Annotated in this window: 24 protein-coding genes; 10 read left to right on the forward strand and 14 right to left on the reverse strand. The window is 72.3% G+C overall.

The window, feature by feature from the left end:
• Positions 1 to 38: 38 nt before the first annotated feature.
• Entirely contained in the window at positions 39 to 668 is a 630-nt protein-coding gene (locus ACFY16_RS23710; protein WP_390649156.1) for a flavin reductase family protein, read from the forward strand.
• A 3-nt stretch (positions 669 to 671) separates the two neighbouring features.
• On the opposite strand, the gene ACFY16_RS23715 is transcribed toward ACFY16_RS23710, so the two are convergent.
• On the reverse strand, positions 672 to 1,991 hold the full coding sequence (locus tag ACFY16_RS23715) for an MFS transporter (protein ID WP_390649157.1): 1,320 nt from the start codon (positions 1,989 to 1,991) through the stop codon (positions 672 to 674).
• A gap of 71 nt (positions 1,992 to 2,062) precedes the next feature.
• Here ACFY16_RS23715 and ACFY16_RS23720 point away from each other — a divergent pair, with 71 nt between their 5' ends.
• Positions 2,063 to 3,100 carry a GlxA family transcriptional regulator gene (locus ACFY16_RS23720; RefSeq protein ID WP_390649158.1) on the forward strand — a complete coding sequence of 346 codons (1,038 nt, stop codon included), beginning with the start codon at positions 2,063 to 2,065 and terminating at the stop codon, positions 3,098 to 3,100.
• Here the strand turns inward: ACFY16_RS23720 and ACFY16_RS23725 are convergent.
• The 4 genes from ACFY16_RS23725 to ACFY16_RS23740 form a co-directional block, all read right to left on the reverse strand.
• Positions 2,990 to 4,270, reverse strand: coding sequence for an MFS transporter (locus ACFY16_RS23725; RefSeq protein ID WP_390649159.1), 1,281 nt, complete (start codon positions 4,268 to 4,270; stop codon positions 2,990 to 2,992). The genes ACFY16_RS23720 and ACFY16_RS23725 overlap by 111 nt on opposite strands.
• A gap of 89 nt (positions 4,271 to 4,359) precedes the next feature.
• Positions 4,360 to 5,409, reverse strand: coding sequence for a Zn-dependent alcohol dehydrogenase (locus ACFY16_RS23730; protein ID WP_390649160.1), 1,050 nt, complete (start codon positions 5,407 to 5,409; stop codon positions 4,360 to 4,362).
• Positions 5,409 to 6,566, reverse strand: a complete 1,158-nt coding sequence (locus ACFY16_RS23735; protein WP_390649161.1) for an acyl-CoA dehydrogenase family protein — start codon at positions 6,564 to 6,566, stop codon at positions 5,409 to 5,411. The genes ACFY16_RS23730 and ACFY16_RS23735 overlap by 1 nt, the downstream gene beginning before the upstream one ends.
• Before the next feature lie 24 nt (positions 6,567 to 6,590).
• The gene (locus ACFY16_RS23740; RefSeq protein WP_390649162.1) at positions 6,591 to 7,502 is read right to left on the reverse strand and encodes an SDR family NAD(P)-dependent oxidoreductase; all 912 of its coding nucleotides are present in this window, start codon (positions 7,500 to 7,502) and stop codon (positions 6,591 to 6,593) included.
• A gap of 84 nt (positions 7,503 to 7,586) precedes the next feature.
• Between ACFY16_RS23740 and ACFY16_RS23745 the strand changes: the two genes are divergently transcribed.
• Positions 7,587 to 8,513: a cyclase family protein gene (locus ACFY16_RS23745; protein ID WP_390649163.1), complete on the forward strand. Its 927-nt coding sequence runs from the start codon at positions 7,587 to 7,589 to the stop codon at positions 8,511 to 8,513.
• A 450-nt stretch (positions 8,514 to 8,963) separates the two neighbouring features.
• Here ACFY16_RS23745 and ACFY16_RS23750 read toward each other — a convergent pair whose 3' ends face one another.
• The 3 genes from ACFY16_RS23750 to ACFY16_RS23760 all read right to left on the reverse strand — a co-directional run bounded on the left by ACFY16_RS23750 (position 8,964) and on the right by ACFY16_RS23760 (position 12,021).
• A complete protein-coding gene (locus ACFY16_RS23750; RefSeq protein WP_390649164.1) occupies positions 8,964 to 9,434 on the reverse strand; it encodes an ATP-binding protein in 471 nt (156 codons plus the stop codon).
• A gap of 535 nt (positions 9,435 to 9,969) precedes the next feature.
• A complete protein-coding gene (locus ACFY16_RS23755; RefSeq protein WP_390649165.1) occupies positions 9,970 to 10,854 on the reverse strand; it encodes an acyl-CoA dehydrogenase family protein in 885 nt (294 codons plus the stop codon).
• Positions 10,855 to 10,863: 9 nt separating this feature from the next.
• Entirely contained in the window at positions 10,864 to 12,021 is a 1,158-nt protein-coding gene (locus tag ACFY16_RS23760; RefSeq protein ID WP_390649166.1) for an acyl-CoA dehydrogenase, read from the reverse strand.
• 146 nt (positions 12,022 to 12,167) lie between these two features.
• On the opposite strand from ACFY16_RS23760, the gene ACFY16_RS23765 reads away from it, so the two are divergent.
• Positions 12,168 to 13,676, forward strand: a complete 1,509-nt coding sequence (locus tag ACFY16_RS23765) for a class I adenylate-forming enzyme family protein (protein ID WP_390649167.1) — start codon at positions 12,168 to 12,170, stop codon at positions 13,674 to 13,676.
• On the opposite strand, the gene ACFY16_RS23770 is transcribed toward ACFY16_RS23765, so the two are convergent.
• Positions 13,655 to 14,164, reverse strand: a complete 510-nt coding sequence (locus ACFY16_RS23770) for an EF-hand domain-containing protein (RefSeq protein ID WP_390649168.1) — start codon at positions 14,162 to 14,164, stop codon at positions 13,655 to 13,657. The genes ACFY16_RS23765 and ACFY16_RS23770 overlap by 22 nt on opposite strands.
• Positions 14,165 to 14,314: 150 nt before the next feature.
• A complete protein-coding gene (locus ACFY16_RS23775; RefSeq protein ID WP_390649169.1) occupies positions 14,315 to 14,695 on the reverse strand; it encodes an STAS domain-containing protein in 381 nt (126 codons plus the stop codon).
• A gap of 359 nt (positions 14,696 to 15,054) precedes the next feature.
• Between ACFY16_RS23775 and ACFY16_RS23780 the strand changes: the two genes are divergently transcribed.
• Together ACFY16_RS23780 and ACFY16_RS23785 are read left to right on the forward strand one after the other, a co-directional pair.
• Positions 15,055 to 15,636 (forward strand): sigma-70 family RNA polymerase sigma factor, encoded by a 582-nt coding sequence (locus ACFY16_RS23780; RefSeq protein WP_390649170.1) that lies wholly within the window; start codon positions 15,055 to 15,057, stop codon positions 15,634 to 15,636.
• Complete coding sequence (locus tag ACFY16_RS23785; RefSeq protein WP_390649171.1) at positions 15,633 to 17,117, forward strand: zf-HC2 domain-containing protein; 1,485 nt, start codon at positions 15,633 to 15,635, stop codon at positions 17,115 to 17,117. The genes ACFY16_RS23780 and ACFY16_RS23785 overlap by 4 nt, the downstream gene beginning before the upstream one ends.
• Before the next feature lie 60 nt (positions 17,118 to 17,177).
• Here ACFY16_RS23785 and purU read toward each other — a convergent pair whose 3' ends face one another.
• Both purU and ACFY16_RS23795 read right to left on the reverse strand, forming a co-directional pair.
• Positions 17,178 to 18,059 carry a formyltetrahydrofolate deformylase gene (purU, locus tag ACFY16_RS23790; protein WP_390649172.1) on the reverse strand — a complete coding sequence of 294 codons (882 nt, stop codon included), beginning with the start codon at positions 18,057 to 18,059 and terminating at the stop codon, positions 17,178 to 17,180.
• A 47-nt stretch (positions 18,060 to 18,106) separates the two neighbouring features.
• Positions 18,107 to 18,607 (reverse strand): hypothetical protein, encoded by a 501-nt coding sequence (locus ACFY16_RS23795; RefSeq protein WP_351144517.1) that lies wholly within the window; start codon positions 18,605 to 18,607, stop codon positions 18,107 to 18,109.
• Positions 18,608 to 18,724: 117 nt separating this feature from the next.
• On the opposite strand from ACFY16_RS23795, the gene ACFY16_RS23800 reads away from it, so the two are divergent.
• Positions 18,725 to 20,038, forward strand: coding sequence for an ABC transporter substrate-binding protein (locus tag ACFY16_RS23800; RefSeq protein WP_390649173.1), 1,314 nt, complete (start codon positions 18,725 to 18,727; stop codon positions 20,036 to 20,038).
• Between the two features lie 34 nt (positions 20,039 to 20,072).
• Here the strand turns inward: ACFY16_RS23800 and ACFY16_RS23805 are convergent, their stop codons facing one another.
• Together ACFY16_RS23805 and ACFY16_RS23810 are read right to left on the reverse strand one after the other, a co-directional pair.
• Complete coding sequence (locus tag ACFY16_RS23805; protein ID WP_390649174.1) at positions 20,073 to 21,725, reverse strand: hypothetical protein; 1,653 nt, start codon at positions 21,723 to 21,725, stop codon at positions 20,073 to 20,075.
• A 201-nt stretch (positions 21,726 to 21,926) separates the two neighbouring features.
• Positions 21,927 to 23,312, reverse strand: coding sequence for a transcriptional regulator (locus tag ACFY16_RS23810; protein ID WP_390649175.1), 1,386 nt, complete (start codon positions 23,310 to 23,312; stop codon positions 21,927 to 21,929).
• A 332-nt stretch (positions 23,313 to 23,644) separates the two neighbouring features.
• Here ACFY16_RS23810 and ACFY16_RS23815 point away from each other — a divergent pair, with 332 nt between their 5' ends.
• The 3 genes from ACFY16_RS23815 to ACFY16_RS23825 all read left to right on the forward strand — a co-directional run bounded on the left by ACFY16_RS23815 (position 23,645) and on the right by ACFY16_RS23825 (position 26,834).
• On the forward strand, positions 23,645 to 24,298 hold the full coding sequence (locus tag ACFY16_RS23815; RefSeq protein ID WP_390649176.1) for a bifunctional DNA primase/polymerase: 654 nt from the start codon (positions 23,645 to 23,647) through the stop codon (positions 24,296 to 24,298).
• Between the two features lie 134 nt (positions 24,299 to 24,432).
• Positions 24,433 to 25,224 carry an ABC transporter ATP-binding protein gene (locus ACFY16_RS23820; RefSeq protein ID WP_390649251.1) on the forward strand — a complete coding sequence of 264 codons (792 nt, stop codon included), beginning with the start codon at positions 24,433 to 24,435 and terminating at the stop codon, positions 25,222 to 25,224.
• On the forward strand, positions 25,221 to 26,834 hold the full coding sequence (locus ACFY16_RS23825; protein WP_390649177.1) for a transporter: 1,614 nt from the start codon (positions 25,221 to 25,223) through the stop codon (positions 26,832 to 26,834). The genes ACFY16_RS23820 and ACFY16_RS23825 overlap by 4 nt, the downstream gene beginning before the upstream one ends.
• The last annotated feature ends 25 nt before the right edge of the window (positions 26,835 to 26,859 follow it).

Consider the following 26,859-nt stretch of genomic DNA (forward strand, 5'->3'; position numbering starts at 1 on the left):
TCCTATCTGACGCACCGTCAGCTTCAATGGGGAACGTGATGGGACACGCAGGGATGGCGGCAGCCGCCGTCCGTTACCTCAGGTCGGCCGGGGCTTCGGCCCCGGCACCCGTCGAGGCGCTGCCGCGACCGGAGTTGCGGTGTGTCGGTGAGGACGAGCGCGCGCCGGTCGACCAGGGCGAGTTCCGGCGGGTGCTGGGGAACTTCGCGACGGGCGTGACCGTTGTCACGGCACCACCCGCCGACGGTGAGGACTCCCCCGCCGGCTTCGCCTGCCAGTCCTTCTCCTCCCTCTCCCTCGACCCGCCCCTCGTCGCCTTCATGGTCGGCCGCAGGTCGACGACATGGCCGCGCATCGCCCGGGCCGGCGTCTTCTGCGTCAACGTCCTGGACGAGCGCCAGGGCGAGCTGTGCCGCGCCTTCGCGGTGAGCGGTGCGGACAAGTTCGCGGGGGTCGCGCACGAACCGGCCCCGGTCTCCGGCGCGCCGCGCCTCACCGGGGCCCTCGCCTGGATCGACTGCACCATCCACGCCGTGCACACCGGCGGCGACCACCTCATCGTGGTGGGGCGGGTGGACGCCCTCGGCACCGGCGGCCGCGACGGCGACGTCGGCAGCCCGCTCGTCTTCCACCGGGGGCGCTTCGCGCGGCTCCAGGAAGAACGCTGACCGTCAGGCCGGCGCCACCTGCGCCCCCACCGGCCGTCGCCTGATCACCAGCGCCATCAGCGCCGCCGCCCCGCACAGCGCGCCCGACGCGACCCAGACCATGTCGTACGAGCCGAAGACGTCCCGGGCGACACCGCCCAGGAAGGCGACGAGCGCGGCGCCGATCTGGTGGGAAGCGAGGACCCAGCCGAAGACGATGGCGCTGTCCTCGCCGTACTGCTCCCGGCACAGGGCCAGGGTGGGCGGCACGGTGGCGACCCAGTCGAGGCCGTAGAAGACGATGAAGAAGATCATCGGGGGGTGCACGGTGGACGCCAGCAGCAGCGGGAGGAAGAGGAGCGAGATGCCGCGCAGCGCGTAGTACACGGCCAGCAGGCGGCGCGGTTCGAAGCGGTCGGTGAACCAGCCCGAGGCCACCGTGCCGACCACGTCGAACACGCCGATGACCGCCAGCAGCGAGGCCGCCGCCGTGATGGGCATGCCGTGGTCGTGGGCCGCGGGCACGAAGTGGGTCTGGACCAGGCCGTTGGTCGAGGCGCCGCAGATCGCGAAGGTGCCGGCCAGCAGCCAGAAGGGGCCGGTGCGGACCGCCGAGAAGAGGACGGTCACGGCACGGCGGGCGGCACCCTGGACGGGAGCGGGCTTCGGTACGAATTCTTCGGCGCCGTACGGCTTCTGGCCCACATCCGCCGGATGGTCGCGCAGCAGCAGCCAGACGAAGGGGACGACCGCCAGGGCCGCGAGGGCCACGGTGACGGCCGCCGGGCGCCAGTCGTGCTTCTCGACGATCCAGGAGAGCAGCGGCAGGAAGATCAGCTGGCCGGAGGCCGAGGCGGCGGTGAGGATGCCGGTCACCAGGCCCTTGCGCGTCGTGAACCAGCGATTGGTCACCGTCGCCGCGAACGCCAGCGCCATCGACCCCGAGCCGAGGCCCACCAGCAGGCCCCAGCACAGCAGCAGTTGCCAGGCCGCCGTCATCCACACCGTCAGCCCCGAGCCGACCGCGATCACGGTCAGCGCGACCGCGACCACCCGGCGGATGCCGAAACGGTCCATCAGCGCGGCGGCGAACGGCGCGGTGAGCCCGTAGAGGGCGAGGTTGACGGAGACGGCGGCGCCGACCGTGCCGCGCGACCAGCCGAACTCCTGGTGCAGCGGGTCGATGAGCAGCCCGGGCAGGGAGCGGAAGGCCGCCGCGCCGATGATCGTGACGAAGGTGACGGCGGCGACGAACCACGCCCGGTGGATGCGGACGCGGGGCTTCCTGGCGGACGGCGATTCCGCCGTGGCGGCCGCGTCTACGGCTTCGGTTGTCTGGGTCACGCCATAAAGCTTCCGATACGGGAGCGCCCCGAACGAGTGGCCCGAAAGACAGCATTCGCTAGGATCGGGCCATGGCCAGTGAGAGTGCGTTCCGCCCCCACCGCGTCGTCGTGCTCGCCCTCGACGGGCTGCTCCCCTTCGAGCTGGGCATCCCGCACCGGATCTTCGGGCGCCCCAAGGACGCCGAGGGACGGCACCTGTACGAGGTCCTCACCTGCTCGGTCCGGCCGCCGGGGCCCGTCCGGACCGACGCCGACTTCTCCGTCCAGGTCGCCCACGGCCCGGAGGCCCTGGCCACCGCCGACACGGTCGTCGTCCCGGCGTCGTACGAGCTCGGCCCGGTCTTCGAGGAGGGCGTACTGACCGACGAACTGGCCGCCGCTCTCGCGCGCATCCGGCCCGGCACCCGGCTCGCCTCCATCTGCACCGGCGTGTACGTCCTCGCCGCCGCCGGCCACCTCGACGGCCGCCCCGCGACCACGCACTGGGCCGACGCCGAACGCCTCCAGCGGCTCTTCCCCCGGGTCAAGGTCGACGCGAACGTGCTGTTCGTCGACGACGGCGACGTGCTGACCTCGGCGGGCGTCGCGGCCGGGATCGACCTGTGCCTGCACATCGTCCGCCGCGACCACGGCACCGCGGTCGCCAACGAGGTGGCCCGCCGCACCGTCGTACCGCCGCACCGCGACGGCGGGCAGGCCCAGTACATCGACCGGCCCGTGCCCGACCCGCAGCTGGCCACCACGACCGCCGCCCGCGCCTGGGCCCTCGGCCGCCTCCACGAACCCATCCAGCTGCGCGACATGGCCACCCAGGAATCCATGTCCGTACGCACCTTCACCCGCCGTTTCCGCGAGGAGGTCGGCGTCAGCCCGGGCCAGTGGCTCACCCAGCAGCGCGTCGAACGGGCCCGGCACCTGCTGGAGTCCACCGACCTTTCGGTCGACCAGGTGGCCCGGGACGCGGGCTTCGGCACGGCCCAGTCGATGCGGCAGCACCTACAGGCGGCGCTCGGGGTCACGCCCACCACGTATCGGCGGACGTTCCGGGTCAGGAGCGGTGGACTCCGCGACAGCGAGCGCTACGGCGATGTCGGCACCCTGCGCTGAACGGCCGTCGCGCCGCGCCTCGCCCCACCAGCCGACCGCGGTCAGCGCGAGCGTCAGACCCACGCCGGCCAGGATCGCCGTCGACGGGGCCACCACCTTGAGCAGCGCACCGGCGAGGGAACCCGTCGCCGCATAGCCCGCGCCCGCCGCCGCGTACATCACGCAGTAGCCCGCGGCCAGGGCGCTCGGCGGGAGGGCCTCGCGCAGGGAGAGGTTGCGGGTGAGCATCGCGCCCGACTGGAGCGTGCCTCCCGCGGCCAGGGCCATCGCGATCCCCGCCGTGTCCGGTATCAGCGCGGCGAGCGTCACGCAGACGGACGTCCCCGCCATCAGCACCACGCTGCGGGTGCGCAGTCGTCCCGGCCAGCCCCGAAGGCCGTAGACGAACGCACCGAGCCCGCCGCCCACCGCCATCCCCGTCAGCAGCGGACCGGACCAGCCGACGCCGATGCCGCGCTGTTCGAGCAGGGCGGGCAGGACGAGTTCGGCCAGACCGAGCAGGGTGAGGCTGGCCGCGCCCGTGACGTACACCGGCCAGGCGTCGGTCAGCACCCGGAGCAGCGACCCGCCCGCCCGGCTTTCACCTGCCGCGTCGTCCGTGCCCCAACCCGCCGGAAGCAGCCACAGGCCCGCGACCGACGACGCCATCAGGGCGGCGGCGAGGAGCAGCGGGACGCGCGGTGCGACGCCGAGGGCGAGGCCGGCGACCGCGGCCGGGGAGACGGCCCACACGCCCGCCATCAGCATCGACTCGATGGACAGCGCCTGTGCCGCGGCCCGCTCGGGGACCAGCTCGGTGAGCAGCGTGCGCAGACCACCGGTGGCGGCGGCCGGAGCGGCCCCGGCCACGAACGCGAACGTGGCGAGGACGACAGCGTGCGCGTCCGGGAACGCCCCGGGCCCCGCGAAGCCGACGGCTCCGGCCGCGAGGCCGACGGCCAGCTGGACCCGGGCCCGTTCGGGGCGCAGCCGCATCCCCAGGACGGGGGCGCCGACGATCTCGCCGATCACGTAGGCCGCCGCGAGGACCGCGCCCAGGGAGTAGCCCCCGGGGCGTTCGCGCACCAGGAAGACCAGGGCCAGCGGGGCCATGGCCACCGGCATGCGGGCACCGATGGCCACACCGGCCCAGGCCAGGACCGGTTTCGAGGCGACGTCGCGGTAAGTCATGCGACGACGTTAGGGGTCGGCACCGACAACACCCCAGGAGTTTTCCCGACCCTGTGGACAACTCGCGCCACTGGCCCGGACTCCGCAGGTCAGAACGTCAGGACCCCCCTCGCCACCCGTCCCGCCTCCGCGTCCGCCCGCGCCTTCTCGAAGTCCTCCACCGGGTACGTCCCCGTCACCAGCTCGTCGAGCAGCAGCCGGCCCTGCCGGTACAGCTCGGCGTACAGCGCGATGTCCCGCTGCGGGCGGGACGAGCCGTAGCGGCAGCCGAGGATCGCCTTGTCCAGGAAGAGGGAGGCGACGCGGAAGGACGCCTCCGCCGTCGCCGGGGGCACGCCGAGCAGGACCGCCTGGCCGTGGCGGTCCAGCAGGTCGATCGCCTCGCGGATGAGCTCGACCCGGCCGACGCACTCGAAGGCGTGGTCCGCACCGGTCGGCAGGACGTTCCGCACGCCCTCCGTCGAGGTCAGGAAGTCCGTCGCGCCGAACTGCCGGGCCACCGCCTCCTTCGCGGGATTCGCGTCCACCGCCACGATCCGCAGTGCGCCCGCGATCCGCGCGCCCTGGATGACGTTGAGGCCGATGCCGCCCGTCCCGATCACGAGCACGCTGTCCCCGCGGTCCACGCGCGCGCGGTTGAGCACGGCGCCCAGCCCGGTCAGCACCCCGCACCCCATCAGCGCGGCGGACGGCATCGGGATGTCCTTCTGGATGCGGACGGCCTGCACGGCCTTCACCACGGTCCGTTCGGCGAACGCCGAGTTGGCGGCGAACTGGTACACCGGGCGGCCGTCCCGGGAGAACGGCTGCCCGGGCCGGCCGATCGCCTGCCGGCACATCGTCGGCCGGCCCCGGTCGCACTCCGCGCACGCACCGCAGTTCGCGAGCGTCGAAAGGGCCACATGGTCCCCGGGCGCGACGTGGGTGACGCCCGCGCCCACCGCCTCCACCACGCCCGCGCCCTCGTGCCCCAGCACCACGGGCACGGGGAAGGGGATGGTCCCGTCCACCACGGACAGGTCGCTGTGGCACAGGCCCGCCGCGGAGACCGCGACCAGCACCTCGCCGGGTCCGGGATCCCGTACCTCCAGATCGTCCACGACCCGTACCTGCTTCCCGTCGTAGATCACGCCTCGCATCACGCGGCTCCCTTGGGCTCCCTGGGCAGGCCGAGCACGCGCTCGGCGATGATCGTGCGCTGGATCTGGTCCGAGCCGCCGTAGATCGTGTCGGCCCGGGAGAACAGGAACAGGTGTTGCAGGGCGTCGAGTTCGTACGGTGCCGTGGGCGACCAGTCCGCCGGGCCGACGCCCGCCGCCGCGCCACGCACCAGCATCGCCAGCTCCCCGAGCCGCTGGTGCCAGCCGGCCCACAGCAGCTTGGTCACGCTGGGCGCGCCCGCGTCACCGGTCCGTCCCAGCGTGCGCAGGGCGTTCCAGCGCATCGTGCGCAACTCGGCCCACTGACGCACCAGCCGGTCCCGTACGACGGGATCGGTCACGGCCCCCGTCTGCACGGCGGTACGCACCACGCGCCCCAACTCCGCGGCGAACCCGATCTGCTGGGCGAGCGTCGAGACGCCCCTTTCGAAGCCGAGCAGGCTCATCGCGACCCGCCAGCCGCCGCCCTCACCGCCGACGACGTGCTCCACGCGCGCGTGCGCCCCGTCGAAGAACACCTCGTTGAACTCGCTCGTGCCGGTCAGCTGGCGGATGGGGCGGACCTCGACGCGACCGCCCGGCTGGTCCATGGGGACGAGCAGGAAGCTCAACCCGTGGTGACGCCGCGCACCCGGTTCCGTCCTCGCCAGCACGAAGCACCAGTCCGCCTCGTGCGCGAGTGACGTCCAGATCTTCTGACCCGTGATCCGGTAGTACGTTCCCCCCGGCTCGCGTTCGGCCGTGGTGCGCACGCCGGCCAGGTCGGAGCCGGCACCCGGTTCGCTGTAGCCCTGGCACCAGAGTTCGTCACCGGCGGCGATCGGGGGGAGGAAGCGGGACTTCTGGTCGTCGGTGCCGTGGGCGAGAAGGGTGGGGGCGAGGAGGTTCTCGCCGATGTGCCCGGAGCGCGGGGGCGCGGACGAGCGGGCGTACTCCTCGGCCCAGGCGACCTGCCGGGTGAGGGTGGCCGTGCGGTTGCCGTAGCCGTCCTCGGGCCAGCCGAGGCCGATCCAGCCCGCCTTGCCGAGGGTGCGCTCCCAGGTACGGCGGTCCTGGGCGTCGTCGGCGTGCGCGGCGAGCCAGGCCCGTGCCTCCTCGCGGAACGCCTCGTCCTGCGGCGTGAACCCGAACTCCACGGTGACCTCCTCGGAAAGAGTTGCTCAGGCGTTCGGCCTGGCTCCGTCCTTCGCCGCCCGCTCCATCGCCTCCACCCGCTCCAGCAACGGCATCGGATCCGTCCCCACCGTCCCCGGCAGGAAGTCCGCGATCCGCTCCGGGGTCCAGGAGCCGTCGGCGTACGCGGCCCGCAGTTCCCTCGGCTGGGCCCACACCGCGATCTTGGGGCCGGCGATCGTGTACACCTGGCCGGTGATCCGCTCCTCCTTCGCCCGGTCGGACAGCAGGTAGACCACGAGCGCGGCCACGTCCTCCGGTTCGCCGATCTCCGCCAGCTCCATGGGCACGTTCGCCGACATCCGCGTACGGGCCACCGGGGCCACCGCGTTGGCGGTCACCCCGTACTTGTGCAGACCCAGCGCGGCGCTGCGCACCAGCGAGATGATGCCGCCCTTCGCGGCGCTGTAGTTGGCCTGGGAGACGGAGCCCTGGTGGTTGCCGCTGGTGAAGCCGATCAGGGTGCCGGAGCGCTGGCCGCGCATCACCGCGGAGGCCGCCCGGAACACGGTGAACGTGCCCTTGAGGTGGGTGGCCACGACCGGGTCCCACTCCTCCTCGGACATGTTGAACAGCATCCGCTCGCGCAGGATCCCGGCCACGCAGACGACACCGTCCAGCCGCCCGTACGCCGACACGGCCGTGTCGGCCACCCGCTGCCCGCCCGCCATGGTGGAGATGTCGTCGGCCACCGCGACCGCCTCACCGCCCGCGGCCTCGATCTCCTTGACCACGGCCTCGGCGACCTCGCTGGTCGGTGAGGCGCCGTCCACGCCGACGCCGTAGTCGTTGACGACGACCCGCGCGCCCTCGGCCGCCGCCGCCAGCGCCACCGCCCGGCCTATGCCCCGTCCCGCGCCCGTCACGGCGACGACCTTGCCTGCCAAGAAGTTCCCCACGCCCGGCCCCTTCCCGCGGTATCTGACGGACCGTTAGATTTTATGACCGGTCGGATGCCTGGAGACAAGCCCCGGGGAGGACTCATGTCGCTGCCGGACGAGTTCCACGAGATCGCCAAGCGCGTCAACAACTGGGGGCGCTGGGGAGCCGATGACGAGATCGGCACCCTGAACCTGATCACCGACGAGGTCGTCCGGGAGGCGGCCGGATGCGTGCGCACCGGACGGCGTGTCCCCCTCGCCCTCCCCCTCCAGGAGGACGGCGTGCAGACCGGGATGATCCCGGGGCGGGTCAACCCGCTGCACACCATGGTGCAGATCAACCAGGAGATCTTCGGGCCGGGGACGGTGGCGTGCAGCGACGACGCCGTGACCATGGGGCTCCAGGCCGCCACCCACTGGGACGCGCTGACCCATGTCTCGCACTCGGGCAGGCTCTACAACGGCCGCCCGGCCGGCACCGTCACCGCGCACGGGGGCGCCGAGTTCAGCGGCATCGACAAGGCGCGGCACGTCGTCTCGCGCGGGGTGCTGCTGGACGTGGCACGCGCGCGTGGCGTCGAGCGGCTGGACGGCGGGCACGCCGTCACTCCGGAGGACCTGGAGGCCGCCGAGGAACTGGCCGGCACGCGGGTGCGTGCCGGTGACGTCGTGCTCGTGCGGACCGGGCAGATCCAGGTCTGTCTCGCGGGCGACAAGCACGCGTACGCCCATCCGTCGCCGGGGCTGTCGATCCGGACGCCGGAGTGGTTCCACGCGCGCGATGTGGCGGCGGTCGCGAACGACACCCTCACGTTTGAGATATTTCCGCCCGAGATCGAGGATCTGTGGCTGCCCGTGCACGCGCTCGACCTCGTGGAGATGGGCATGCTGCAGGGCCAGAACTGGAATATCGAAAAGTTGTCCACAGCCTGTGGAGAAGAACGGCGCTACGCGTTCCTGCTGTCGGCGATGCCCGAGCCGTTCGTCGGAGCGACGGGGACCCCGGTGGCGCCGGTCGCGATCCTGTAGGCGAGCCGGGCGAGTCCGGCCGGCCCGCGGAGTGAGTCCGGGCGGGCCTTCGGAGTGAGTTCGGCTGGCGGCGCGCCGCTGCCCGCCCCGAGCACGGCACCGCGCGCCGCCATCCGACTCCGGCGTACCCGCCCCGGTTCCCCTTGACCCTGAGGGAAACGACGCCGAATTCACGACCCACACTCGCCGAGGGTCCCCGTCACCGGGACCCTCGCCGTCCCCTCGCGGCGAATCGCTGCCACAAGCGTGATCAAACGGACACGTCGCGTCAACACCCGATCGGGGATTTATTACTTACGCCCTGATTCGCCGCGGGCGCGCACGGAAGCACGTCCGGGCGCACGACGCCTCGGCCCTCACCGCACGACAGCGCTTTCCGCACCCGTGCACCAGGGGCGACGGAACTCCCGCACCCGTGCGCCCGTCATACACACCCGTCATGGGCGCGTGTCACACGGCCTCGTACGCCCCGTACGCCAGCCCCTCGTGCGGCGACGCCACGCCACCGCAGCTCGTCTCAGGCACCTCGGGCCGCTCGCAGCGGTCCAGTTCGCACCAGATGCGCTTGCCCGCGCCCTCGGGGCTCCAGCCCCAGCGGTCGGCGAGGCCGTCGACGAGCGCCAGGCCACGGCCGCCGGTCTCGTCGCCGTCCGGACACCGGGGCACCGGCGCCCGGACGCTGGCGTCGGCCACCTCGAGGCGGACGGTGGCGACCTCCGCCGCCACGGCGGCCAGCGACAGGCGCAGGACAGCCGGACAGCCGGTGTGCACGACGGCGTTGGTGACCAGTTCGGAGACGAGGAGGACGAGGGTCTCGGCGAGCGGTTCGTCGGCCTCTATACCGGACCCGGCGAGCCGCGAGCGCGCCCATCTCCGAGCACGCCCCACTTCGGCGGGGTCGGGCCGGACCTCCAACTGCACTTGTAGCACCTGCACCGCTCACACCATCCGAACCGGCGGACACATGGACTCGCGCCACGCGAGCGCCACGACGAGGGCCATGACGAGGGCCACGATCGTAGCCATTTTCGGCATGGCCAGGACAATGGCCGGAGCCAGGATCACGGAACGTGAAACCCTTATAGGACAGCTTGGTTGACGTACAGTCACCCCAACAAGCGCTTCGGGCATATTCCAGCGCCAAGGAGTACCCGTGCGGCATACTGTGCGACCCATGCCGCGGGGAGTCGAACAGGCCGGGAAACGCGGCCTGGAGCAAGCCCTTCCCGTCCCGCGAGCAGCGGCGCGCACCGCCTGATCCGGGGCCACCCCAAGGGCAACACCGGTATGGCTCATATCCGGAACCACTCGCATCCCACACAAGGTACCGGAGCGGGGTGCCGACTCCGGGCCGTGACGAGTCCCGGCACAGGACACAACCCGATATCAACGCTCCGTAGTTTCGTCGTGCCACGATCCGTGACACTCGCGCGGCCGGCACCCCACCGGTCAGGCGCTATGCCGTGCCGACGGCCAGATCGGCCGCGAGCAGCTCCTCACTCTCCGTGACGCCGCCCGCACGCCGCGCCCGCACCCACGCCCGCTTGAGATGCAGATGCACCTCGGACTCCCAGGTGAAGCCCATGCCGCCGTGCACCTGGAGGCAGTCGCGGGCGCCGCGTACGGCGGCCTCGTCGGCGAGCAGCCGGGCCGCGGCGATGTCGACCGGGTCGGCGGTGACGGCGGCCGCGTAGACCGCCGCGCGGGCCACCTCGGCCCGCACCAGGATCTGCGCGCACAGGTGCTTGACCGCCTGGAAGGCCCCGATCGGCTGCCCGAACTGCTCACGGGTCCGGGCGTGTTGCGCCGCCAGCTCGCACGCGCGTGTGGCCGTGCCGAGTTGCTCGGCGGCGGTGAGGAGCAAGGCGACGGGGTCGGGGGCGGAACCCGGCCCGGTCGGCTCGGGCACCCGGTGCAGGGGCGTCAGCGGGTCCACCGACGTCAGTGCTACGGCCCCGGAGGCGTCCCCGCGCACCACGTCCGCCTCCGCCAGCCATTCCACGAGCCCGCCGTCGACGGCCGCCACGACGGCCTCCCCGGCGGCCGCTCCCGGCACCGCGCCCGCCGCGAGATGTGTGGCCACCAGGGGACCCGGCAGCAGGACCCGGCCCGCCTCCTCGAACGCCAACACCGCCTCGGGCAGCCCCAGCCCCACCCCGCCGTCCGCCTCCGGCACCCGCAGCGCGAAGAACCCCGCGGCGCCCAACTCCCGCCACAGCGCCCGGTCCAGGCCCCGCCGGTCGACGGCCGCCCGCAGCGCCGCGCGGTCGAAGCGCCGGGCCAGCAGCTCTCGCACGCCGGCCCGCAACGCTCGCTGGTCCTCCGTGAGTTGGAAACGCATTCCGGAGAGTCACCGCCCCTTCGGCAGTCCGAGGATCCGCTCGGCCACGATGTCGCGCTGGATCTGCGAGGTGCCGGCCGCGATGGTGTACGACAGCGAGGACAGCCGGTCGAGCACCCAGGGCCGGACGAGATCGAGCGACTCGACTCCCAGGACGTCGGCCGCCGCGTCGTAGAGCTCCTGTCGCGCGTGTGAGTACCTCAGTTTGAAAACCGAACCCCCGACGCCGGGTACCCCGCCGCCCCCGGCCTCCGCCTCGCTCACGTTCCACTGCGTCAGCCGCCACAAGGCGCGGAACTCGGCGTTGAGCACGCCCAGCCGGCGCCGCAGGGCCGGGTCGTCCCACCGGCCGTTCTTGTGGGCCTCCCGGGCGAGTTCGGCCAGTACGCGTCGGCATGCCACCACCTCGCCCACGAACGCCGTACCGCGCTCGAAGGACAGGGTCACCATCGTCACCCGCCAGCCGTCGTTCTCCTCCCCGACCCGGTTGGCGACCGGCACCCGCACCTCGTCGAGGAACACCTCGGCGAACTCGGCGGACCCGGCGAGCGTCCGCAGCGGCCGTACGGTGATGCCCGGCGCGTCCATGGGCATGGCGAGCCAGGTGATCCCGCGGTGCTTGGGCGCCGACGGGTCGGTCCGCACCAACAGCTCGCACCAGTCGGCCACTTCGGCGTGGGAGGTCCAGATCTTGGACCCGCTCACCACGTAGTGATCGCCGTCCCTGCGCGCGCGGGTGCGCAACGCGGCCAGATCCGATCCGGCGTCCGGTTCGCTGAAGCCCTGGCACCAGACCTCCTCGCCGCGCAGGACGGGCGGCAGCCAGCGGGCACGCTGCTCGGCCGTCCCCTCGGCGGCGATCGTCGGCCCCGCGTGCAGCAGCCCGACGAAGTTGGCCCCCACGTAGGGTGCGCCCGCTCGCTCGGTCTCCTCCAGGAAGATCAGGTGCTGGGTGGGGGTGGCCCCCCGGCCGCCCGCGTCCACGGGCCAGTGCAGCCCCGCGTACCCGGCGGCGTGGAGCATCCGCTGCCAGCCGAGGTCGTAGGCCCTGCGCCCCGGCCAGTCGTCGGGGGACGGCTTCGCCGGCAGCGTCGGGAGCACGCTCGCGAGCCATTCCCGCAGCCGCGCGCGGAACTCCTCCTCCTCGGGCGTGTAGGAGAGGTCCATGAGCACTCGTCCCGCCACTCATCTGATGAGCCGTCAGTTTTTCACTGCCGAGGGGCAGGCTAGCCGCGCACCCCTGGACCGACAAGGCGGTCGGCCCTACGCTCTGCCCACGATCTGACTATCCGTCAGCTGAACAGGGGTCCGAAGTGAACGACACCGCGCACGCTCTGAGCTCCGCCCGCACCCTCTGGGAACTGGTGGTCCGCCGCGCCGTCCTCACCCCCGACCGCCCCGTCCTCCTCCAGGACGACCGTGCGCTGACCTTCGGAGAGCTGCGTGAGCGGGCCGAACGGGTGGCGGCCGGGCTGTACGGGATGGGCGTACGCCCCGGCACGGTGGTCGCCTGGCAGCTGCCCACCCGCATCGAGACGGCCCTGCTGTCCTTCGCCCTGGCCCGCCTGGGCGCCGTACAGACGCCGGTCATCCCCTTCCACCGGGACCGGGAGGTCGGTTTCGCGCTGCGTGAGTCCAAGGCGGAGTTCTTCGCCGTACCCGGGACATGGCGGGGCTTCGACCACACGGAGATGGCACGGCGGCTGGGTTCGAAGGGGATCTTCGAGGCGTACGACACCCTCCCCGAAGGGGATCCGTCCGTACTGCCCCCGCCGCCCGCCGAGGGGACGTCGGTGCGCTGGATCTACTGGACCTCGGGCACCACCTCCGACCCCAAGGGGGTACTGCACACGGACCGTTCGCTGATCGCGGGCGGCTCCTGCCTCGCCCACGCGCTGCACCTGTCGGCGGACGACGTGGGCTCGATGGCCTTCCCCTACGCTCACATCGCCGGCCCCGACTACACGGTCATGCTGCTGCTGTACGGCTTCCCGGCGGTGATGTTCGAGCAGTTCGCGCTGCCCGACGCGCTGGAGGGGTACCGCAGGCACGGGGTGACGGTGGCGGGCGGGTCCACGGCGTTCTACTCGATGTTCCTCGCCGAGCAGCGCAAACAGCCGGGTTCGAAGGTCATCCCCACCCTACGACTGCTCGCGGGCGGCGGGGCGCCCAAGCCGCCGGAGGTGTACCACGCCGTCGTACGGGAGATGGAGGTGCAGCTCACCCACGGGTACGGCATGACCGAGGTGCCGATGATCACCATGGGGGCGCCGGACGACACGGTGGAGAACCTGGCGACGACGGAGGGGCGGCCGCCGGAGGGAATGGAGATACGGATCGTGGACGGGGAGGTGCGGCTGAAGGGGGAGGCCGTGTGCCAGGGGTATCTGGACCCCGCCCAGACGGCGGACGCCTTCGACGGGGACGGGTTCCTGCGCACCGGCGATGTCGGGCACGTCACCGACAGCGGGCATCTGGTCCTCACCGGCCGCCTCAAGGACATCATCATCCGCAAGGGCGAGAACATCTCGGCGAAGGAGATCGAGGACCTGCTGCACGGGCACCCGGCGGTCGGTGACGTCGCGGTCGTCGGCCTGCCGGACACCGAGCGCGGAGAGCGGGTCTGTGCCGTCGTCGAACAGCCGCCGGGAGCCGAGAGGCTGACCCTGGACGTGGTGACGTCGTATCTCCGCGCGGAAGGGCTTTCGGTCCACAAGCTGCCGGAACAGCTGGAGGTGGTGGACGCCCTGCCGCGCAACGAGACCCTGCGAAAGGTACTGAAGTACCAGCTCAGGGAACGTTATTCGGGGACGGTGAAGTAACGGGCGAAGGCAGGCACGATCTCCGCCTCACCGACCCGGCCGTCGCCGTCGGTGTCGAGCGTGGCGGCTGCCGTCCGCGCGATGTCCTCGGGCACGCCCAGGTTCGTGAGCACGCGCACGGTGTCCGCGACGGTGGCCGTGCCGTCCGGTGCGGCCGCCAGGTCCAGGGCCGCGTGCAGGAACGGCCGGGCGATCTCGCCGAACCGGTCGGGGTTGTCGCGCAGGCGCTTGACCGCGCCGTTGACGAACTCCTCCCGGGTGATGCGCTGGTCGCCGTCCCGGTCCGCCATTCCGGCCATGCCCTGCCAGAACGCCTCGGCGCCGGCATACAGGGCCTGTCCCTTGTCGGAGCGGGCCGGAGTGCCGAACTCCGCGAGCAGCGCCTTGGCCGCCACGCTGAAGTCCTCCCGGTCGATGTAGCCGCTGCCGTCCTGGTCGAAGACGACGAACCGGGCGGCGATCCTGCGCTCGTACTCGCTGCTGACCATGTCTTCTCGGCCCGCCTTACGTCACGTTGGGTGCATCTGACCTGGAGCGTACGACGCCGGGGGCCATCCGGGAGGGGAAAACGACGCTTGTGCCAGGACCGGGGGAATTCCGGGACAACGGTGTGGCATGGAGCAAGGAAGTGAGGCCGCTCACGCCGACAGCGGGCGTGACTCCTCGGTGACGGCCGTGGCGAGGTCCGGGTGGACGTCGAACAGGCGGCGGACACCCAGCGCGCCGAAGACCCGGTTGACATGGGAGCCCTCGACCGCGCCCTGGGCCGGCAGGACCAGCCGCAGGCTGCCCTGGCAGGAACGCAGCAGACGGCGGGCGGCGATGAGGACGCCGACGCCGCTGGAGTCGCAGAAGAACACCTCGGACAGATCGAGGACGAGGCTGTGCCGGCCCTCTGCCACCACGTCGTGCACGCGCTGACGCAGCGTGGGCGACGTCACCAGGTCCAGTTCGCCCGACACATGGAGCACGGCCCAGTCGCCTTGCTCGCCGTCGGTCACTTTGAATGCCACCACCACGCCCTTCGCTCGCCAAATGGAAGCAACTCCTTCGCTTCCTTGCAGCGCGGCTGCCCAGCGGCTGTTCCCTGAAACACTCCCCGAGAAACGGATATCGATCAGAGAAGGCTTGTTTCAATCGAATTCGATCCTGTTCGATCGTGTCTGATCGCCGAGTTGTTGGGCAGCCGAGTGAGCAGAGACTCCATTCCATGGCCCTCCAAGACTCTCCCGAGGCCCTTCGGCGGTTCACTACCACCCACGGCTCTTCGAGGGGCGCACATTGCAACAAAGGGGCGTGCACTGCCGGACGCGCCGACTACATTCGGAGTGAAGGTGGGCGCACGCTGGAAAACAGGACGGACCGGTGAGGGGACCGCATGGCGAAAAAGGACGCACCGCCCCGCTGGGACCGCAAGATGCAACAGCGGCTCGCACGCGGTGAGGCGGCCGCCCTCGGCGAGCTCTATGACCGGTTCGCATCGCTTGTGCACGGTCTCGCCCATCGCGTGCTCGGAGACGATCGGGCCGCCGACGGTGTCACCCGGGAGGTCTTCGCCCACGTCTGGGAACACCCGGAGGCGTACGACCCGAAGGAGGGCCCCCTGCGCACCTGGGTGGCCGCCCTGACCAATCGTCTGGCCGTGCAGCGCCTGCGCGCCACCGAGACCGCGGCCCTCACCGGCGACGGCCCCGGCTCCACCGAGGAACTGGAGCTCAAGGTGCGTCACGCCTCGGTCGCCGCCCGCGCCGACTACATCGTCCAGTCCATGCCGGCCCCGCTGCGGGCCGCCCTGGATCTGGCCTACTTCCAGCGCCGCGACTACCGCCAGGCCGCCGCCGACCTCGGCGTCACCGAGGACGAGGCCCGCCGCCGGCTCCGCCTGGGCCTGCAGCTGCTGTCCACCGCCCACGACGTCGGCGCACCCGGGACCCCACCCGAATACGGAGGTGCGGCGTGACCGGGGCGGACCGCTTCGAGGCGCACGACGAGGACGATCACGACAAGCGCGAGGAACACGACGAGCACGAGAAGCACCCAGAGGGCAAAGAGGGTCAAAAGGATCAGGAGGGGGGCGGGTTCGGAGCGCCGAACCGCGCGGACACCGAGGGAGCCGCCGGACCTGGTGGCCCCGACGGGCCGGCCGGTCCCAGCGGACCGGACGGTCCCGCCGTCGGTGACGGCCAGGACCCGGGTGAGCCCCCGCCCCGCATACCGATGCCACGTGCCTCCGTCGAGGACACCGGACTGCCGCTGCCCGCGCCCGCCGACCTCGCCGCCCCGTCGCCGGGCCCCGCGCCGCTCGCGCTGGAGCACGCGGTCCTGAAGGCGCTGCTGGGTGCCTGGGCGCTGGCGGCCTGCTCGGCCGAGGAGACGGCGGCCGTCGAGGAGCACCTCGGCAGCTGCGGCTCCTGCGCGGACGAGGCACGGCGGCTGCGCGAGGCGGTCGGCCTGCTGCACCCGCCCGAGCCCCTGGACCTGGACCCGGGGCTGCGCACGCGCGTCCTGGCGGGCTGCCTCGACCGGCGTCCGCCGCGCATCCCGGTGCCCGACTGGGCCCACGCGTACGACGCCGAGACCGCCCGCCTCGACGCGCTGCTCCAGGACTTCGGGGACGCCGAGTGGCACGCGCCCGTGCGGCTGCGGTGGTTCGACGGGGCCGCCGCGGCGAGCCGGCGTACGACCGTCGCCGGGGTCATCGCGCATCTGCTGGCGGTCGACGGTCTCGTCGCGATCGCGCTCGGTCTCGACGACCCGCTGGCGGACCTCCCGGCCGGCACGGCGCCGACACCGGCGGGCCGCACGGAGGCGTACTGGCGTACGTCCCACTTCCCGCCCACCCGCTCCGTACGCACCCCCTGGCGGGAGCAGAGCCACGGCATCGTACGGATGGTGTCGTTCACGGGCGGAGGCTCCGGGAAGCCGACGGTGTCCTACGGCCAGAGCGACTGTGACGGCGGCGGCGAGGTCGAACTGCCGCTGCGGGACGCGATGCTGGACCGTGCGTTCGAGTGCTGGGTGCACGCGGAGGACATCGCGGAGGCCGTGGACTACCCCTATGATCCGCCGTCCCCGCGCCATCTGCACCGAATGATCGACCTCGCGGCCCGGATGCTGCCGAGCGCGCTGGCCGAGCGCCGCCGCGCCGGGCTCGCCGCGCCCGGCCGGGGGCGGCACCTCGTACCGGCCGGTGATCCCGGGCGCAGTCTGCGGCTGGAGATCGAGGGGCATGGCGGCGGGGAGTGGCTGATCCCGCTGGACTCCCCGGCGGCGGTCGGCTCCGCGGACCACGAGGTGGCCCATGTCGCCCTGGACGGCGTGGAGTTCTGCCGACTCGCGGCGGGACATGTCCCTCCGGAGGAGGCGGCCGCGGGGCAGGTCGGAGACCGGCAGGCGATCAGGGACGTGCTGCTGGCCGCGGCGTCGTTGAGCCGTATCTAGTACCCCGACAGGCACTGGCTCGGATCACCCACCCGGGACCGCACGCGGCAAGCGGCACGTCTACGCGAAGACGACCGTCCGCCGGCCGTTCAGCAGAATCCGGCGCTCCGCATGCCACTTCACGGCCCGCGCCAGCGCCTGGCACTCGACATCGCGTCCGATCGCGACCAACTGGTCCGGCGTGACGCCGTGGCCGACCCGCTCGACCTCCTGCTCGATGATCGGACCCTCGTCCAGGTCGGCGGTCACGTAGTGCGCCGTCGCACCGATCAGCTTCACACCCCGCGCATGCGCCTGGTGGTACGGCTTCGCGCCCTTGAAGCTCGGCAGGAAGGAGTGGTGGATGTTGATGATCCGCCCGCTGAGCTGCTTGCACAGGTCGTCCGACAGCACCTGCATGTAGCGGGCGAGGACGACGAGCTCGACGTTCTCCTCGCGCACGAGCTCGAGGAACCGCGCCTCCGCCTCGGACTTGGTGTCCTTCGTCACCGGGATGTGGTGGAAGGGGACGTCGTACGAGCCCACGAGCTCGGCGAAGTCGGTGTGGTTGGACACCACGGCCGCGATCTCCACCGGCAGCGCGCCGATGCTCGCCCGGAACAGCAGGTCGTTCAGGCAGTGCCCGAACTTGCTGACCATGAGGACGACCCGCATCTTCTCCTCGGCCCGGTGGATCTGCCAGTCCATGCGGAAGGAGTCACCGATCGCGGCGAAGCTGGCCCGCAGCTTGTCCACGGTCACCGGGGCATCCGCCGAGAAGTGGACGCGCATGAAGAACAGACCCGTGTCGTGGTCGCCGAACTGCTGACTGTCCTCGATGTTGCAGCCGGTCATGAAGAGGTAGCTCGACACGGCGTGCACGATGCCCTTCTTGTCAGGGCAGGACAGGGTGAGGACGTACTGGTCGGCCGGGGCCGCGGCTCGGGTGGACTGCTCACTCATGCAGGACAGGGTCCCATATCCGCCGGGCCCCGGCGGAACTCCGTCCGCTAAGCGGACCGTGTCAGGATCCGCAGCACCTCGAGCGTCCGCGGGGGCGCGTCCGGGTCGTCCCCGTCGCTCACCGCGAGCCGGACATGCGCGTCGCGCGCCGCCCGTATCGCCTCCGGCCACGCCTCGTGGTCGACGTACGCGGAGACGGGTGCGTCCGGGCCGACCTGATGCATGATCCGCAGCACGCGCAGGACGGCGGTGTCGACGAGCGCCGCCTCCTGCGAGTCACGGAATATCGTGCCGACGTACTTCTCCGCGGACCAGTTGTCGAGCCAGGTGTCCTCGACCAGGCGGTACACGGCGTCGGTGACGTCTCCGTATCCGTCCACGCCGGCCAGCCAGACGTCCCGCTGGAACACCGGATCGGAGAGCATGTGCAGCGCGGAGCGCACATTGCTGCGCCAGCGCCACCAGGGCATGTCGTTCAGTGGCATGCCGCCCATGGTGGAGGAGCGACGGCCGCGACGGGAAGAGTTCTCCGAACCTTGCACGGTCATCGATCGTACGTTCCTCTTCACGCGCCCCTCACCGGCCCCCGCAATTCACCTTCGCGTCACCCTTCGTTGACCGAGGGTCACTCCCAGGTTAGGAATGTGACGGAATCGTGCGTGTCCATGACTGGCAGGCGACACACGCGCAGCACCTTCCTCCCCAACACCAGCCGACGCGCCAGAGCGGCCCGCCGCGCCGCGGGCGTCCTGGTGGCGTGTGCGTCCCTCGCCGTCGGATGCGGGGTCGTCCCCGGCGCCACGGGGGGCTCAGGGGACGACCCGATCACCGTCATGACCTGGGCACCGGATGACACGACCGCGACCAACAAGCCCGGAATGCCCGCCTTCGCCCTGGCTTACGCCCGTTGGATCAACGCCCACGGCGGCCTGGCCGGAGGCCGCAAGCTCAAGGTGCTGACCTGCAACGAACACAACGACAGCGTCGCCGCCGCGAAGTGCGCCCGGCGTGCCGTCAAGGAGAAGGCCGTCGCGGTCCTCGGCTCCTACAGCCAGTACGCCGACTCGTTCTTCCCGCCGCTGGAGGGCGCCGGCATCCCATACATCGGCGGCTACGGCCTCACCAACGCCGAGTTCACCAGTCCCCTGTCCTACCCCGTCAACGGCGGCCAGCCCACGCTGCTGTCCGGCCTCGGCAAGGAGCTCGCCGCGAAGTGCGGATCCGTCGCGCTCGTCCGCCCGGACACCATCGCGGGAGACGCCCTGCCCGATCTGCTCAACTCGGGACTGAAGGCGGGCAAGCACGCGAAGACGGACGACGTGCTGGCGGTGGAGGACGCCACCGAGTACTCCACGCAGTCGGAGCGCGCCCTGCAACGGGCGACCGGCAACGGGACAGCGCAGCGGGGATGCGTGGTGCCCGCGCTCGGCGACGCCACCAGCACCTTCATGGACTCCTTCCGGCGCGCCCGCGAGGACTACCCGGCCGTGCGGACCGCCACCGTGCTCGGCAGCGTGGACCAGACCGTGATCGACGCGTCCGGCGGGACGTCGGGGCCGTACGAGGGGTCGTACATCACCGGCTGGTACCCGGTGGCGAGCGACGCGCGCTGGGACGGGATGAAGAAGGTGATCAGCGAGGAGGCCTTCTCCGACAACCGTATCGACGCCGCGGACGCCGGAGTGCAGACCACCTGGATCGCGTACACCGTGTTCAAGCGGGTCGTCGAGTCGCTGGCCGGCGGCGAGGTGTCCGCCGACACCGTGCGGCGCGCGCTGGACGACGGGCTCGAGATCGGCACCGGCGGCCTGACCCCGACGCTCCGCTGGCGCTTCCAGGACCGGCTCGCCTCCGTCGGCTTCCCGCGCCTGACCAACGCCGACGTGACCCTTCAGGTCGTACGCAAGGGTCGGCTGGTGGCGGCCAGGAAGGGCTTCGTCGACGTGACCGGGACGCTGGAGCACGGGGACCTGAGCTGACGGGGGCGGGCCGGGTGGTCCCGGCCCGCGTTCCTCACAGCTGGGTCGGCTGGCGCTGGGTCAGGCCGTACTTCTGCGCGATCGCGTTCCACAGCTGCGCGGCCTTCTTCTTCTGTGTGCTGGCCGTGCCGCTCGCCTTGTTGCCCGCGTCGGTCTGGGGGGTGGTGCGGGCCTGGCCCTTCTTGCAGGCCTTCTTGTTGCTCGCGGTCTGGTCGGCCCAGGCCGCGTAGTGGTTGTCGGCCGACGCGGACGCCTTCCACGCGTCGGTGAGGGCGGTGGTCAGCGCCGCGTGATCGGGCAGCTTGTCGACGGACAGCGCGGACAGCCTGGTGACCAGGTCGGTGCGCTGCTTGGCCGCGGCACGCAGGTCGGAGGCCGCCTGGCCGAGGTTGTCGCAGGACTTCACGTCGGCGACCGCGTTGATCACCGTGCTCCGGCTGGTGCCGCTGTCGGCCAGCAGCTTGTCCAGCGCGACGGCCTGCTCCTTGGCCGGATCGGCGGCCGCCGAGGCGGAACCGTCGGTCGCGGGCGCCGTGGCGGAGACGGTCGTACTGTTGTCGCCCTTGTCGTCGCCGCCCCCACCGCCGCCGAGCAGCGCGCCCGCGCCGATGCCGACCACCGCGATGGCGATGCCGACGCCGGCGATGAGCGGCACACGCGAACCGGTTCGGCCCTCTCGGCCCCCACCGTCGTCGTCCCGGGCCCCGCGCCGCCCGCCACCGGGACCGGCCGGCGGGGCGTACGCGGGATTCGGCTGAGCGGAGTAGCCGTCGTACCCGCCGGGTCCGCCGTATCCGGAGTCGTGCTGCGGGATGCGCGGCATCTGCTGCGTGGCCCCCGCCTGGCTCTCGCCGCCCGCCCCGCCCGCGTCGCTGCGGAAGAGGTTGTCGAACTCGGCGGGCGGCTGCCGGTCGCCGCCTTCGCCCGGCAGGCCGCCGCCGTACGATGCGGCGGCCGGCTGCGCGGGCACCGGGGCGATGTACTGCGTGGCCTGGGCGTCGGGATGATCGGCGGCGTTCGGCAGCGGGCCCGCGAGCGGAGCGCGGCCCAGGAACTGGGTGGACTCGGACGGTGCCCCGGCGGCCGGCATCTCGGGGGGCAGGGCCCCGGGGCCCACCGGCGGTATGTACTGGGTCGCCCCCTCGTCCGCGGACGGCACGGCGACGGGCGGCAGGTGCTGGGCGGCCCTGTCGGCGCCGCCGGGCGCGGCCGCGACGGGCGGGAGGTACTGGGTGGCGCCCTCGTGGGCGGCGGGCGGCAGCGGGGCGCCCGGTGCGCCGTACGCCGTGGGCTGTGCGCCCTCCGGCGGCAGCGGGCCCGCGCCGGGGCCCGGCTGCCAGGGCGGACCGGGAGGCGCCGCCTCCGGCGTGCCCCAGGCCGTCTCGGGGGGCGCGGCGGACGGCCAGGCCACCGCGGGCGGCTGGGCCGCGCCCTGCTGCTGCTCGGGGCCCCACGGCCGGCCCCAGGCCTGACCACCGGCCGGCGCCGCGCCGGCGGCGTCCTGGCCGTACGCCGGGCCGTACTGCTGACCGTTGTTCTGATAGCCGTTGTTCTGATAGCCGTGCTGCTGACCGGCGGGTCCCGCCGTCATACCCGGCAGCAGCGGCTCACCTCCGTCGGAGGGCAGCACGATGCCTTCGCGCGCGGGCCGCGCCGAGGGCTCCTCGCCCTGTCCGCTCTGCGTCACCGGGACTCCTACGAATGGGGGACCTTCGGAATCGTCGGCTCACGCTACCGGGTCCCCGGAACCGGGTGCTACGCAGCTCAGGGCGTGACCTCCCTCCATGTGACCTCAGTAACAGATACGGAGCGCCGTGCGCTGTTGATGTCACCTCCCGTGCGCCGACGGGCCGTTTCCCGCGCGTTCACGCACCGGCGCCCCGCGTGTTCACGCAGCTACCTGCAACTCCAGCCGCGCCCCGAACTCCCTTACCGTCGGCTCGTCCCGGTACGGCTCCAGTCGCTGCTGGAAGTCCTCCAGGTACTCGGCGCCGCGGTTGGACCGCAGGGTCTCCAGCAACTCGACCGCCTTCAGGCCCGTGTTGCAGGCCTGTTCGATCTCGCGCTGCTGCACCTGCGCCGTGGCGAGCAGCACATAGCCGATGGCCCGCCTGCGCGCCCGCGACTCGGGGTGCCCGGCCAGGGACTCCTGCGCACACCGCGCCGCGGCCTCGGCCTGCCCCAGGTCGCGGTGGCAGTGCGCCAACTCGTCGGCGAGATACGCCTCGTCGAAGTGCGCGATCCACGCCGGGTCGTCCCCGGCGGCCGGATCCGCCTGCTCCAGTGCCGACACCGCGCGCCCCGACGCCGCCTGCGCCGCCCGCACGTCACCCATCAGCGCGTGCCCGCGTGCCTCCGCCGCACAGAACATCGCCTCCGCGCGCGGTGTCACGCGCCCACGCGCCCCTTCCTGCGCCGCCCGCGCCAACTGCGCGATCTCCCGCGGGTTTCCGAGCTGCGCGGCGAGGTGACTCATGGACGCGGCGAGCACGTAACCGCCGTACCCCCGGTCGCCCGCCGCCTGCGCCAGCCGCAGCGACTGGATGTAGTAGCGCTGGGCGAGGCCCGGCTGTCCGGTGTCCACGGCCATGTATCCGGCGAGTTCGGTCAGCCGGGCCACCGCGGCGAACAGATCGCGGCCCACCGCCTCCCGGTAGGAGCCGGCGAGCAGCCCGGAGACGACGCTGTTGAGGTAGTGCACGACGACCGGGCGGACATGCCCGCTGCCGTACTGGTGGTCCAGGTCGACCAGCGCCTGGGTCATCGCGCGTACGGCCGTCACGTCGGACTGGCCCACACGTGGCCCCGCCGCCCGCGCCACCTGCGAGTCCGGCGCGGAGATCAGCCAGTCGCGGCTCGGTTCGACCAGCGCGGACGCGGCGACGGACGAGCCGGACAGGAAGTCCCGGCGCCCGACGTCGCTGCGCCACAGCTCACAGACCTGCTCGATGGCCCCCAGTACCGTCGGCGAGAACTGGAGACCGACACCCGACGCGAGGTTCTTGCCGTTGGCCATGCCGATCTCGTCGATCGTGACCGTACGGCCCAGCTTGCGGCCGAGCGCCTCGGCGATGATCGCCGGGGCGCGTCCCCGCGGCTGCTGTCCGCGCAGCCAGCGGGCCACGGACGTCTTGTCGTAGCGCAGGTCGAGGCCGTGCTCGGCGCCGCACATGTTGACCCGGCGGGCCAGCCCGGCGTTCGAGCAACCCGCTTCCTGGATGAGCGCCTGCAGCCGTTCGTTCGGCTGCCGCGCGACGAGAGGCCTTGCGGCCATGGCTTAACCCCCTGTGGCTGCGGTGCCTGCCCGCGCACCGAGTTGACGTGTCTTCCACGGCCGGACCCGTCAGGTCCAGTCAGGTCCAGCAGAAAGATCCGGCCTCGAAGATCAATGCCCCGCGGACATGGCGAAAATGCGAGACATGCGAGGATTGCCGGGGTAAAGGCGGAAGCCGACCCCACTCGTGGCTACCCACTTCCCGCCGTGGATCCTCCCGCGCGCCCCCACACATGCATCCATGCGCCCCAGAGGCGGAATCGATGCTCCTCCCCCGCGCGCGAACGCCAGGCCTGGCCGTAACCCGAGGTGGGCGCGGGAGTTGAGTGAGCGTGGAAGAGACGATCCTGGCCACCGAAGCCGCACAGATTCCGAAGCAGCGTGGGGAATCACTGCTGGAGACCGCCGTTCGCTACGCCGAGGAGCGCCACTGGGACGTGTTCCCCGGCACCTGGCTCGAAGCCGTCGAGGGGGTGTGGCGCTGCTCCTGCGGCGTCGCCGCGTGCGACGCGCCCGGCGCGCATCCCGCGCGGGAGGACTGGGCGACACAGGCGACGGGCAGCGCGACCGGCGCGCGCCGGATGTGGCAGAAGCAGCCGACGGCGTCGATCCTGCTGCCGACGGGGCGTACGTTCGACGCGATCTCCGTGTCGGAGACGGCCGGGTTCCTGGCGCTGGCCCGGATGGAGCGGATGGAGCTGACACTGGGGCCGGTGACGTTGACGCCGCACCGTCGGATGCAGTTCTTCGTTCTTCCCGGGGCGTCGGTGAAGGTGCCTGATCTGGTGCGCAAGCTGGGGTGGTCGATGGCTTCCCTGGACCTGGTGGCACTCGGGGAAGGGGCGTATGTGGCTGCGCCGCCCACCCGGTTCGGGTCGCGCGGGGCTGTGCAGTGGGCCTGCCGGCCCACGCCGGCGAATCGGTGGCTGCCGGATGCGGAGGAGTTGATCTCGCCGCTTGCCTATGCGTGCGGGCGGGATCGGTAGCGCCTGCTGTACCGCGTGGTTCGTGCGGTTCGGCGGGTGCGGGTTGTGCGGGCTGGTCGCGCCCCGGCGGCGGAGCCGCATACCGGCACAGTCGCGCGCCCCTGACGGCACGCTGTTCCGCCGTAGGGTTCTTCCTGACGGAGGGAGAACCGGTGGGTGCTGGTGCCGTACGCGTACGAGGGCTCTGGAAGCGGTTCGGGCAGCAGGTCGCTGTCGCCGGAATCGATCTGGAGTTGCCGGCGGGCAAGTTCATCGGGCTCGTGGGGCCGAACGGCGCCGGGAAGACCACCACCCTGTCGATGGTGACCGGGCTGCTGCGGCCCGATCAGGGGAGCGTCGAGGTCGTCGGGCACGACGTCTGGCGGGACCCGGTCGAGGTGAAGGCACGGATCGGGGTGCTGCCGGAGGGACTCAGGCTCTTCGAGCGGCTGTCGGGGCGGGAACTGCTCGGCTACTCCGGCAGGTTGCGCGGGCTGCCCGGTGCCGAGGTCGACAAGCGGGCCGCCCAGCTCCTCGAGGTCCTCGACCTGGCGGGCTCGCAGCACAAGCTCGTCGTCGACTACTCGACCGGTATGCGCAAGAAGATCGGGCTCGCCGCCGCTCTCCTCCACAATCCCGAAGTCCTCTTCCTCGACGAGCCGTTCGAGGGCGTGGACCCCGTGTCCGCGCAGACCATCCGGGGCGTCCTGGAGCGGTACACCGCCTCGGGCGCCACGGTCGTCTTCTCCTCCCACGTCATGGAGCTGGTCGAGTCGCTGTGCGACTGGGTGGCCGTGATGGCCGCGGGCCGCATCCGCGCCCACGGCACGCTCGACGAGGTGCGCGGCGAGGCGCCCACACTCCAGCAGGCGTTCCTCGAACTCGTCGGCGCGAGCAGCCGCGACGCCGGCTCCGACCTCGACTGGCTGGGCGGCGGGGCCCGATGACGAGCCCGGCCGCCGTGGGTTCCGCCGGCCTCACCTCCACCGTCGTCCGGCTGAAGCTGTCCCTGCTGCGCAACGGCCTGCGGCAGTCCGGCGGGCGGCGGGCCGCCTACATCGCCTCCGCCGTCATCACCCTCCTGTTCGCCGCGCTGCAACTGCTCGGCCTGATCGCGCTGCGCGGCCACGCGCACGCCGCGTCCCTGGTCGTCCTGCTGACGGCGGTCCTGGGCCTGGGCTGGGCGGTGATGCCGCTGTTCTTCCCCAGCGGCGACGAGACCCTGGACCCGACCCGGCTGGTGATGCTGCCGCTGCGTCCCCGCCCGCTGGTAGGGGCGCTGCTGGCGGCCTCACTGGTCGGCATCGGCCCGCTCTTCACCCTCCTGCTGCTCCTGGGCTCCGTGATCTCCGTGGCGCACGGGACGGCCGCCTCGGTCGCCGCGGTCGGCGCCGTCGGCCTCGCGCTGCTCGTCTGCGTGGCCCTCGCGCGGGCCGTCGCCGCCGCCAACATCCGGCTGCTGACCAGCCGCAAGGGACGCGATCTCGCGGTGCTGAGCGGTCTGGTCATCGCGGTCGGCGCGCAGGTCGTCAACTTCGGTGCGCAACGGCTCGGTTCGTCGGGCCTCGCGCAACTCGACCCGGTGTACGACGTGCTGCGATGGGTGCCGCCCGCGTCGGCGATCGGGGCGGTGGACGCGGTGAGCGAGGGGTCGTACGGCGTTGCCGCCGCCCAGGTCGCGCTGACCATCGGCGCGCTGGTGCTGCTCGTGGCGGCGTGGGCGCGCAGTCTGGCCCGGCTGATGACGGCACCCGACGGGTCGACGTGGCAGGCCGCCGAGTCGGGTGTGCGCCGGCACGGTACGTCGTCGGGGCCCGCCCGGCTGCTGCCGGCCGGCCGGACCGGCACCGTCATGGAGCGCAGCCTGCGCTACATCTGGCGCGACCCCAAGACGAAGGCGGCCTGGGTGACGTCCTTGGCCATCGGCCTGATCGTGCCGGTGTTCAACGCGTTGCAGGGCACCGGGTCGATCTACTTCGCCTGCTTCGCCGCGGGGATGCTCGGCATCCAGATGTACAACCAGTTCGGGCAGGACACCTCCGCCTTCTGGATGGTCGCGATGACGATCTCGTCGTCGCGCGACGCCTACGCCGAACTGCGGGCGCGGGCGCTCGCGCTCCTGCTGATCACCCTCCCGTACGCCACCCTCGTCACCGTCCTGACGACCGCCGTGCTCGGCGACTGGCCCCGCCTGCCCGAGGTCCTGGGGCTGTCGTTCGCGCTGCTCGGGGCGATGTTGGCGACCGGCGCCTGGACGTCGGCCCGTTTCCCGTACTCCATTCCGCAGGAGGGCTACAAGAACGTGGCCCCCGGACAGGCGGGACTCGCCTGGATCGCCGTCTTCGGCGGCATGGTGGCCGCCGCCCTGTTGTGCGCCCCGGTCATCGCGCTGACGATCTGGCTGAACGTCAGCGCCGACGGCGACGCGTGGACCTGGCTGCTGCTGCCGGTGGGGGCGGTGTACGGGGCGGCGATCACCGTGCTGGGGCTGAGGCTGGCCGCGCCGCGCACGTCCGCGCGGCTGCCGGAGATCCTGACCGCAGTCAGCAAGGGGTAGTGGGGGCCGGCCGGGCGCTGCCGGG

Source organism: Streptomyces sp. NPDC001315 (assembly GCF_042896175.1).
Lineage (GTDB): Bacteria > Actinomycetota > Actinomycetes > Streptomycetales > Streptomycetaceae > Streptomyces.